The sequence below is a fragment of the Candidatus Similichlamydia epinepheli genome, from assembly GCF_003056015.1.
Window position 1 is genome coordinate 1 of the sequence record NZ_PPEU01000079.1, and the last position, 3,268, is coordinate 3,268.

General features: G+C 37.6%; 4 protein-coding genes and 1 pseudogene. All 5 read left to right on the forward strand.

Going from position 1 to position 3,268, the window contains the following annotated elements:
• The first annotated feature begins 121 nt into the window (after positions 1–121).
• Positions 122–862: a hypothetical protein gene (locus GCCT14_RS04080; protein ID WP_108624344.1), complete on the forward strand. Its 741-nt coding sequence runs from the start codon at positions 122–124 to the stop codon at positions 860–862.
• Positions 863–1,152: 290 nt separating this feature from the next.
• Positions 1,153–1,317: a small basic protein gene (locus GCCT14_RS04090; protein ID WP_108624348.1), complete on the forward strand. Its 165-nt coding sequence runs from the start codon at positions 1,153–1,155 to the stop codon at positions 1,315–1,317.
• A 13-nt stretch (positions 1,318–1,330) separates the two neighbouring features.
• Complete coding sequence (gene ybeY, locus GCCT14_RS04095) at positions 1,331–1,846, forward strand: rRNA maturation RNase YbeY (protein WP_108624346.1); 516 nt, start codon at positions 1,331–1,333, stop codon at positions 1,844–1,846.
• Between the two features lie 6 nt (positions 1,847–1,852).
• Complete coding sequence (locus GCCT14_RS04100) at positions 1,853–3,142, forward strand: hemolysin family protein (protein WP_108624347.1); 1,290 nt, start codon at positions 1,853–1,855, stop codon at positions 3,140–3,142.
• A 7-nt stretch (positions 3,143–3,149) separates the two neighbouring features.
• Positions 3,150–3,268: pseudogene (mnmA, locus tag GCCT14_RS04105) on the forward strand (tRNA 2-thiouridine(34) synthase MnmA); the annotation flags it as partial.

Consider the following 3,268-nt stretch of genomic DNA (forward strand, 5'->3'; position numbering starts at 1 on the left):
TTACTCTTTTGAATAGATCATTTATTTTCTGAGATGATCTTTTTAATTTTTCTTTCTCTCCCCAAAAGTTAGCTTTTCACCTAACAGACACTTTCTTCACATCACAACACGTAAAGTACTTATGCCATCCCAAAAAGATCAATCCCACTTGCAAAGTAGGCAATCTCCAAAACATGAAGACTACACAGTTTCACTTCAAGAAGTGAATCTCTTTGACCCTTTTACTTCTCTTGATCAAAACGAGGCTTCGGTTAAAAATTGTTATAAATTTAACCTCGACACACTTACCGACCGTGTGGAGTACAATGCTTCTTTACTTGCCGAACTTCCCAAAGACTCAATAAGCCTAGGGGAAAGAAAAAATCGGTCTACCCTAGAACTATTACACCTGTTATCGCCAGATTGGGCAGAACGCGACTTAATCACTATTTGGGAAGAGAAAGAAAAATTAAAAAGATCATCTCAGAAAATAAATGATCTATTCAAAAGAGTAACACTCCTTATAGCTAGACACGACAAAGCTCTCTCAGCTCCAATATTAAAAGCACAAATTAATGAAAAAGGATCATTGCAGATCCTACATTGGATTACCAAATCCACTCAACCGAAGGCGCAAAATCTCTTACTTCGCTCAATATGTCAAATCATAACGTTTAGCAAACATAGTGCAAGGAAACGAACGAAACCAATAAAAAGAAAGAAAAAAGGTGTACTAAACGAAGACTACATTCAAGAACATATTCCACAAATTTCTTTTTGCCTGACTCAACTGAGGATTAAAAAAAATAAAAAGAAGATCAGTAAAAAAATCAAACGGTTGAAAAGATTAGAAAGGTTGGGATCAGTTGAGAGCTCTGAATGAAGAAGGAAAATAAATTTCAATCGGTATACCTCTTTATTCCTAATCTCGATATGCTTGCGCCAGATATGTAATAGATTGGGCAATCCAGTAAGATGACCAGAAGAAGCAAAAAAATGAGAGATCGCTCCTGCTCGCCAAGAAGAAGGAGAGTTCGTTTATCACGGAGAGAATCCTCTGATGGGCTTGATCTTAATCCATTTCGAGTGGTGAAAAATGCAGTCCCAGGAGTTCTTGGGTTGAGTATTTTTGTTGGAAAGATTTCGAGATTCTCTTAACAAAAGAGGTTGGTTTTGTCTAAACATCGTAGTTACGGAAAGAAAAGCAAGTCTTCTCAGAGGAGAAGTGTCCTAACAAGATGGGAAAGAATAGCCATTCTGAGAAAGCTTGGCAAATGGGAAGAGGGCAAATGCAATGTTACTGGGCTTCCTAAAACTCCTTTAATTTCGGTAGACTGACCTAAACTGCTTCATGCTCATTCTCACTGTAGAAAACTCTCAAAGGGATTTGCTTCTTTCTCTAAGAAGCCTCACAAAGTTAGTTAGTTGGGTTCTGAAGTTATTGAAGGTTTCATGTTCTCAACTGACAATATATTTCGTTGATGTGGGATCGATATGTCAGTTACATGAGCAGTTCTTTTTAGACAATTCTCCAACAGATTGCCTTTCTTTCCCTTGTCACGAAAAGGAGTGCCCTCCTTTCAAAGCTGATTTTTTGGGTGAAATTTTTATCTGTCCCAGAGTAGCGATCGATTATGCAAAGTCTCATGGAGTGGACCATTATGAGGAGGTATTACTTTACTTGGTTCACGGATTACTTCATTTGGTTGGATTTGAGGACGACTCATCTAATGGAAAAGAAGAAATGTATGCTAAGCAAAAGTGGATAATTTCTTTATTGCTTCGCGAGAGGCTAACATTGAATCCTGACATTGAAATAGGAACAGTTTGTTCTGATGTTTCTTGTCTCCATAGTTTAGCGAGGTAATTTTTTTTGCTCTCATTCAAACTTTCTGTGGGCATTGCGTCCTTGGCGTTATCTTGCTTTGTTGTTTCGTCTCTTGCTTTGAATTTAGCTCGGATATATCGCTACAAAATTGAATCGAACATAGCGAGTCTTGGTAGTTTTTTCTTTTACAAACATCTTTTGGCGAAAGTCTTTGGGAATAAGGTTTGCCCGTTGGGATTTAATCTGCTCATTTCTTCCCAGATTCTTCGCCATTTTTGCAGTATTTTTATTGGGATGTGGTGTATTCCCCGAGAAGGAAATTTAGCCCTTTCTGTTTTTTACGTAATTTTATCTACTATCCTTCTGGAGACACTATGGGAAATTTTACCTCGTTGGATTTCTGTTAGTAACTCATTACAAGTTCAACAATATTTTGCATTATTTTCTTCCTTCATACTTTTTGTTCTCTCTCCGATTAGTGCATTTTTAACTTGGTTATTTTTGAAAAAGAGAAATCCATCTAGAAATTCTTTAGAAGATTTTAGAGATAAAATGCGTGATGTTATTCACGATGTAAACGAAACAGGGCTAGATGACCCAACAAGTCAAACGCTTCTAAAAGGTGTTTTACGCTATCATGATAGAATTGTTCGGGAAGTGATGGTTCCTAGAGTGAAAGTGATAGCTATCCATGGACAGGCTACTCTTTCTGAAGCACTTGAGCTTTGGCTGGAAGAAGGTTATACAAGGACGCCAATCTTTCAAGATTCTATTGATCATATTGTAGGCATTTTAATGTCTCGTGATCTGTTTCAATCTTTTCTTGCATCTAGAGATGACCCTTCCCTTTTGAATTCCCCTGTTGCATCACTCGGAAAGAACCCTTTTTTTATTCCTGAAACAATCTCACTTGGACGTATGTTGCAAGAGTTTCGAATCCGTCAAGCCCATTTAGCGATTGTAGTAGATGAATATGGCGGGACTTCTGGTGTGATTACTATTGAAGACGTTTTGGGAGAACTCGTCGGAGATATCAGTGATGAATATGATGAGGATGAAGAGGAAGAGATTGTTCTTTGCTCTGATGGAAGCTACTTGACTGACGCAAAGACAAGTCTATATTTGGTTGAAGAGCAGTTAGATATTTCTATTCCAAGACACGCAGATTATGAAAGCATTAATGGATACATTTTTTTCGTGACAGGGATCATTCCTAAAGCTGGATTCCGAATTTACCATGACATGTTCGATATTGAAATTCTTTCAAGCAACGAACGTAGCGTGGAAAAGGTTAAGATCTACATTCATAGCAAATCTAAGTTTAATCAAGATTAATTTTGCTATGAGCCGTGTATTTGTTGCTATGTCTGGTGGAATTGATTCTTCACTTTCTGCTGCTCTTCTTAAGGAAGAAGGTCACGAAGTAGTAGGCTTGTTCGTTTCTGGATGGGAAGATGACTT

What these genes read in the sequence shown, in the direction of transcription:
- GCCT14_RS04080 (WP_108624344.1), top strand. Translation starts at nt 122, where the DNA reads ATGCCATCCCAAAAAGATCAATCCCACTTGCAAAGTAGGCAATCTCCA.
- ybeY (WP_108624346.1), top strand. Translation starts at nt 1,331, where the DNA reads ATGCTCATTCTCACTGTAGAAAACTCTCAAAGGGATTTGCTTCTTTCT.